The 6739-nt window shown below is 70.6% G+C and carries 6 protein-coding genes; 4 read left to right on the forward strand and 2 right to left on the reverse strand.

Annotation, left to right across the window (positions count from 1 at the left end; genetic code table 11):
* Nucleotides 1-25: 25 nt before the first annotated feature.
* Nucleotides 26-1474: a gamma-aminobutyraldehyde dehydrogenase gene (locus ACWD4J_RS14870; RefSeq protein WP_451395751.1), complete on the forward strand. Its 1449-nt coding sequence runs from the start codon at nt 26-28 to the stop codon at nt 1472-1474.
* A gap of 274 nt (nt 1475-1748) precedes the next feature.
* Here the strand turns inward: ACWD4J_RS14870 and ACWD4J_RS14875 are convergent, their stop codons facing one another.
* Entirely contained in the window at nt 1749-2339 is a 591-nt protein-coding gene (locus ACWD4J_RS14875; protein ID WP_451395767.1) for a TetR/AcrR family transcriptional regulator, read from the reverse strand.
* Nucleotides 2340-2493: 154 nt separating this feature from the next.
* Here ACWD4J_RS14875 and ACWD4J_RS14880 point away from each other — a divergent pair, with 154 nt between their 5' ends.
* Nucleotides 2494-3513, forward strand: coding sequence for an aldo/keto reductase (locus ACWD4J_RS14880; RefSeq protein WP_451395752.1), 1020 nt, complete (start codon nt 2494-2496; stop codon nt 3511-3513).
* Between the two features lie 258 nt (nt 3514-3771).
* On the opposite strand, the gene ACWD4J_RS14885 is transcribed toward ACWD4J_RS14880, so the two are convergent.
* Nucleotides 3772-4347, reverse strand: coding sequence for a TetR/AcrR family transcriptional regulator (locus ACWD4J_RS14885; protein WP_451395753.1), 576 nt, complete (start codon nt 4345-4347; stop codon nt 3772-3774).
* Nucleotides 4348-4461: 114 nt separating this feature from the next.
* Between ACWD4J_RS14885 and ACWD4J_RS14890 the strand changes: the two genes are divergently transcribed.
* Both ACWD4J_RS14890 and ACWD4J_RS14895 read left to right on the forward strand, forming a co-directional pair.
* Nucleotides 4462-5691: an MFS transporter gene (locus ACWD4J_RS14890; protein ID WP_451395754.1), complete on the forward strand. Its 1230-nt coding sequence runs from the start codon at nt 4462-4464 to the stop codon at nt 5689-5691.
* 101 nt (nt 5692-5792) lie between these two features.
* On the forward strand, nt 5793-6596 hold the full coding sequence (locus tag ACWD4J_RS14895; RefSeq protein ID WP_451395755.1) for a tetratricopeptide repeat protein: 804 nt from the start codon (nt 5793-5795) through the stop codon (nt 6594-6596).
* Nucleotides 6597-6739: the final 143 nt, after the last annotated feature.

The following is a 6739-nucleotide window of genomic DNA, read 5'->3' on the forward strand; positions in this document are numbered from 1 at the left end:
GGGCACGACGACGAGGAAACAGGTCATGAGCGAGCTTCTTGCGCTGCGCAACCACATCGACGGCGCCTACGCGGACGCGGCCGACGGCCGCCGCCTGGAGGTGGTCGACCCGGTCACCGGCGAGCTGTACGCGCACGCGCCGCTGTCCGGCGCCACCGACGTGGACGCGGCGATGGCCGCCGCGGCCGCCGCGTTCCCGCTGTGGCGCGACGCCACCCCCGCCACCCGGCAGCGGCTGCTGCTGCGTGTCGCGGACGCGATGGAGGCCCGGGCCGACGACCTCGCCGACGCCGAGTGCCGCGACACCGGCAAGCCCCGGGCGCTGACCCTCACCGAGGAGATCGCCCCCGTCGTCGACACCATTCGCTTCTTCGCCGGGGCCGCCCGGATGCTGGAGGGCCGCTCGGCCGGCGAGTACACCGAGGGCATGACCTCGATCATCCGCCGCGAACCGGTCGGTGTGATCGCTCAGGTCGCCCCGTGGAACTACCCGCTGATGATGGCCGTGTGGAAGTTCGCCCCGGCGATCGCCGCGGGCAACACGGTCGTGCTGAAGCCCTCGGACACCACCCCGGCCTCCACCGTCCTGCTCGCCGGCATCATCGGCGACGTCCTGAAGGAAATGGACCTCCCTGCCGGGATCTTCAACGTGATCTGCGGCGACCGTGAGACCGGCCGCCTGATGGTGGAGCACCCGACCCCGGCGATGGCCGCCATCACCGGCTCGGTCCGCGCGGGCATGGAGGTCGCCGCCTCCGCGGCCCGCGACGTCAAGCGCGTCCACCTGGAGCTGGGCGGCAAGGCCCCCGCCCTGGTCTTCGCCGACGCCGACCTCGCCGCGGCCGCCGAGGGCATCGCCGCCGGCGGCTACTTCAACGCCGGCCAGGACTGCACCGCCGCCACCCGCGTACTCGTCCACGCCTCCGTCCACGACGAGTTCGTCGCCGCCCTGACCAAGGCCGCAGCCGGCACCCGTACCGGCGGCGGCGTCGACGACGAGGACATGTTCTTCGGTCCCCTCAACAACGCCGACCAGCTCGCACGCGTGGCCGGCTTCATCGACCGGCTGCCCGACCACGCCACCGTGCAGACCGGCGGCCACCGGGTGGGGGAGCGCGGCTACTTCTACGCCCCGACCGTGGTCTCCGGACTGCGGCAGGACGACGAGATCGTCCAGAACGAGGTGTTCGGCCCGGTGCTCACCGTCCAGCCCTTCACCGACGAGGACGAGGCCGTCGCCCTCGCCAACGGTGTCGAGTACGCGCTGGCCTCCTCGGTGTGGACCCGCGACCACGCCCGGGCGATGCGGATGTCCAAGGTCCTCGACTTCGGCTGCGTGTGGATCAACACCCACATGACCCTCGTCGCCGAGATGCCGCACGGCGGCTACAAGAAGTCCGGCTACGGCAAGGACCTCTCCGCGTACGGCTTCGAGGACTACACCCGCATCAAGCACGTGATGACCGCCCTGTAACCATCAGGCACGTCACGACCGCCTTGTGACCCACGGCGCCCGCGGCCGACTGGCCGACGGGCGCCGTCCTGCGTCAGGCGGTGAGCGGCGGGTCCCCACGGCGCGCGGGCGGACCGTGGGGACCGTACCGTCGCGCGCTGCACGACCGGACGTGGTCCGCCGTGGTCCGCCGTGGTCGGCGCCTCGGGCCGCTGCTCGGGCTACGACCGCGCCGCCGGTTCCGGAAGGACACCGTGCTCACGGTGGACGGCGCCTCGGTGCCCACCCGTGACCGTCACTGCGCTCGACGTAGTCCTGTGATGAGGAGTTCGACCAGCCGGCGTGCGTCATAGCGGGGGTCGGTGTCCGCGCCGATGCAGAGGTTGCCGACGCCGCGCATGAGTTCGTATGCGTCGATGTCGGTGCGGATCTCGCCTGCGGCGGCTGCCGCGTCGAGCAGTTCGGTGCACACGGGCACGAGCCGGTCGAGGAAGTAGGCGTGCAGCGTGTCGAAGCCGGCGGTGTCGGATTGCAGCACGGCGGCGAGTCCGTGCTTGGTGACGAGGAAGTCGACGAAGAGGTTGACCCATTGTCCGAGTGCGGCGTGGGGTGTGGGACCGGCCGCGAGCAGGGCCGGCCCGGCCTGGGCGCAGGCGTCGACCTGGTGGCGGTAGACGGCGATGATGAGATCGGCTCGCGTGGGGAAGTGGCGGTAGATCGTGCCCAGTCCGACGCCTGCCTTGGCGGCGATGTCGCGTACCGGTGCTTCCACGCCTGAGGTGACGAAGACCGCGGCGGCCGCGTCGAGCAACGTTTCCTTGTTTCGCCGTGCGTCCTTGCGCTGGGGCGGGGCTGCGCGCCCGGCGCCCTTGTCGCTGTCGTTCACCGCACCGCTCCCTTTGCCGTGGCTCTTGCCGAACCGGAACATCGTTCCGTATCGTTCCGGAACGAGGTTCCGTTTGCTCATGATGTCAGAGCAGGGTCTGGCAACCAAGCCATGCCCTGCCACCACGCTTCACCCGCGATGAGGAGAGACGGTCATGCAGTACCGCACCTTGGGCCGCACCGGTGTGCAGGTCAGCACCCTCGCGCTCGGCGCGATGAACTTCGGCAAGATCGGGCGTACTACCCAGGACGAGGCCACCGCCCTCGTCGATGCCGCCCTGGAGGCGGGGATCAACCTCATCGACACCGCCGACATGTACAGCGACGGAGAGTCGGAAGAGATGGTCGGCAAGGCAATTGCCGGTCGCCGCGAGGACATCGTTCTGGCCACGAAGGCGAACATGCCGATGGGCGACGAGCGCAACCGTCAGGGCAGTTCGCGCCGTTGGCTGGTCACCGCGCTGGACGACAGCCTGCGCCGCCTCGGCGTCGACCACGTCGATCTCTACCAGATCCACCGGTGGGACCCGAACACCAGCGACGAGGAGACACTGTCGGCTCTGAGCGACCTGCAACGCGCGGGAAAGATCCGTTACTTCGGCTCCTCGACCTTCCCCGCCTACCGCATCGTGCAAGCCCAGTGGGCCGCCCGCGAGCATCACCTGGGCCGTTACGTCACCGAACAGCCCAGCTACTCGATCCTGCAGCGCGGGATCGAGACCCACGTCCTGCCCGTGACCGAGCAGTACGGGCTCGGTGTGCTGGCGTGGAGCCCGCTGGCCTCGGGCTGGCTGTCGGGCGCGGTCCGCGCGGGCCAGGAGATCACCACCAGCCGCTCGAGGGCCATGCCGGAACGCTTCGACACCACCATCCCGTCCAACCGGGCCCGGCTCGACGCCGTCGAGCAGCTGGCTGTAGTCGCCGACGAAGCCGGCCTGACGATGATTCAGCTCGCGCTCGGCTTCGTGACCGCGCACCCCGCCGTGACCAGCGCGCTCATCGGCCCCCGTACGATGGCCCACCTGCACGCACAGCTCGCCGCGGCCGACACCGTGCTCACCGCCGACGTACTCGATGCGATCGATGCCATCGTCGTCCCCGGCACAGACCTCGCCGCACACGAGAAGTACGACACTCCGCCCGCGCTGCTCGATGCGTCACTGCGGCGCCGCTGATCGTCCGAAGAAAGCCCCATTCTCTCCCGCAGCTCCCCAGTCAACGGCACTCGCGCAGGCGCCCGGCGACAAGCTTCCTGCGGCTCGCCGGGCGCCCGCCGAGACGGACATGCGGCACCGCGTCGCGGACGAATGCCACGTATTCGCCGCAATCGACCTCGGCGAATCAAGGTCCACCCCTCCGAACGCATGGAACGCATGTCCCGCTCAAACCGGCGCGGCCTTGTCCCGCGCACACATGCCGCCGAGGGCCATGCCCTACGGACGCGGCTCCGGGTGCTTGTGCCGGTCGGCGACGGTCCGCACGATCGCGGCGATGTCGGCGCGGCTGGTGGGGGAGGAGTCGAAGTGGTTGTGCAGCGCGAAGCCTTCGACGAGGGCATCCAGGGCGCGGGCTGTCAGCGGGTCGAATTGCCGGGCCAGGGCGTTCCGGCTGGCCTGCAGCCAATCGCTCATGACAGTGCGCAGTTCGGGGTTCCGGGCCGCAAAGGCGTACAGCTCATAGGTGAGGAGAGGATCACGCTCGCTGCTCCATGCTCCGCCGCAGATGATGTCGACGACCGCTTCCTGGGCCTCCTCGGGGGTGCGGGCCGCGTCCAACAGATCGCGGTAGCGCTGGCATACGGCCTCGGCGAGGCGGGTGTACGCCTCGGTGAGCAGCTGATGCAGGTCGTCGAAGTAGTAGGTGACCGAGCCGAGCGGCACCCCCGCCGCGGCGGCGATCTTGCGGTAGGTGACTCGGACGGCGCCGTGCTCGGCGACCACGTCGAGTGCCGCGTCGAGGATGAGGTCCCGCCTGGCGGGGGCGGGGGTTGTGGGCGTGCTCTGCGTCATTACCGTAAGCGCTTCCTTGCTGCGGCGAACAGGCATGTACATTTGTCCAAGCCGGTTGGGCGCCGATGCCCGGGCTGTCAGCAGCCGTCCCAGCTCCCACGGAGAAGCATTCTCATGGACAAGGCCGTGCGTCGGCGCCGTCAGGCGCTGTTCCTGTTCTTCCTGAGTGCCGGCATCGCGATGTCGTCGTGGGTGACGCGCACGCCCGAGATCAGGGACCGGCTGGACGTCTCCACCGGACAGATGGGGCTGGTGCTGTTCGGGCTCTCGCTCGGCTCGATGCTGGGGATCAGCTGCTCGGGGCGGCTGGTGACCAGGTATGGGACGCGGCCCGTCATCGCTTGGGGGACATGGCTGCTCATCGTCGGCCTGGTCACGGTCTGCGCGGGCAGCCTTGCCGCGTCAATACCCGTGGTGACAGCGGGCCTGTGTGCTTTCGGCGCCGGCATGGGCAGCGGCGACGTGGCCGTGAACGTCGACGGCACTGCTGTGGAGCGGATCAGCGGTGTGACCACCCTGCCCGCATTGCACGGCTGCTTCAGCCTCGGCACGGTTTTCGGAGCCGGTGCGGGCATGGCGGCGACGACGGCCGGGGTACCGGTGCACTGGCACCTCGCTGGGGTCACCCTGCTGGCCCTCGGGCTCTTCCTCTACGCAATTCGCGCCGTCCCGGCGGGCACCGGCCGCGCCGCCCCCGAAGAGTCGCAGGAAGCCGACGGCGGCGGGCGGCGTCCGGCGCTGTGGAAGGACGGACAGCTTGTCCTCATCGGCGCGATCGTGCTGGCCATGGCGCTGGCCGAAGGCTCCGCCAATGACTGGCTGCCGCTGCTGATGGTTGACGGACACGGCATGGACGCCACATCGGGGTCCCTCGTCTACGCCGGATTCGCCGCCGCGATGACGCTGGGCCGCTTCACCGGAACCTTCTTCCTGAACCGCTTCGGCCGTACCGTCGTCGTACGCGCCAGCGCCGTCGCCGGTGCACTCGGCCTGCTCCTCGTGATCGTCTCGGACAGTGCCGTCCTGGCCGGCGTCGCCGTGCTGTTGTGGGGGCTGGGCGCCTCGCTCGGCTTCCCGCTGGCGCTCTCCGCCGCCGGGGAATCCGGCCCCAACGAGACGGCCCGGGTCAGTCTGGTCGCCACCATCGGCTACGTCGCCTTCCTCGTCGGACCTCCCGGCCTCGGCTTCCTCGGCGAACACATCGGCCTGCGGTCCGCCATGCTCGTCGTCCTCGCCTGCGTCGCCTGCGCGGCCTTCCTGGCCCCTGCGGTCGAGACCCGGCCCCGCACCACCATTGCGGCGTCAACGCGCGACGGCGCCACCGAGCCGACCTGCCACGGCTGACGGCGCCGAAGAGAGGACGTTCCAAGCGCCTCCGTGGTGCCCGCCCGCAGGGCGGTCGCCCGCGCAGCCGGCCGGACCGGCCGATGGCATAAGGTTCCCGCATGCAGCTGGAGGAGGGGCGAAAGGCCGCCGAGGCCGGGGACTGGGTAGCCGCGGGGCACGCCTTCGTCCGGGCCGCGATGGAGGGCAGTGCGGAGGGTGCCGAGCTGGCGGCCCGGGTGACCGTCGAGCTGGCGCCGCTGGCGGACGGCGGGTCGGCGGAGGCCGCCGCGCTGCTCGCCGGGATCTACCTGGAGTACTTTGACGAGTCGGCCCTGCCCATGGCCGTGCGTTATGCCCGCGCGGCGGCCGAGGCCGGGCTCCCGGCCGGACAGCGCACCTACGGGCACATGGTGGTGACGGGGCTCGGCGTCGAAGAGGACCGCGCGCGTGCCACCGAGCTGTTCCGGGCGGCTGCCGAGGGCGGGGACACCTACGGCATGTTCAACCTCGCCCAGTTGGTCGACGACCCCGACGAGTCCCTGCGGCTGCTGGAGACTGCCGCACGCGCGGGGATCGTCGACGCCGGCGCCGTCCTCGCCGACCGGCTGTCGGCACTGGACCGGGACGAGGAGGCGCTGGGCTGGTACGTCTGGGCGGCCGAGCGCGGGCACACGGGGGCGATGAACGCTGCCGCCTGCTGGTACCGCGACGGCTTCGGCACCACGCCGGACCCGGTGCAGGCCGTGCGCTGGTTCTTCGTCATGCTCGCGCACGGCGACGGAGACGGCATCCACGAGGCGATCCAGCTGGCGAAGGCAGGGGCCCTGGACGAGGTGCAGATCCGCGACGCCGGGCGGCTCGCCGGCGATCCTGGGGCGGCGGAGGCCCTGATCGGTACGGTTCTGGGCGGCGGCCGAACCTGAGGAAGCGCCCAGCCAGGCCTTGATCCGCCGGACCCTGACGAGGGGCCGCTAGTCTTCTGAGTCAGGAATTCTGTTCAGATGTGTAAGGTTGTGGGGTGGCGCGTACTGGGCGGCCGAAGGCCGAGTTGATCCTGTCGGATGAG

Source organism: Streptomyces sp. NPDC002577 (assembly GCF_053594815.1).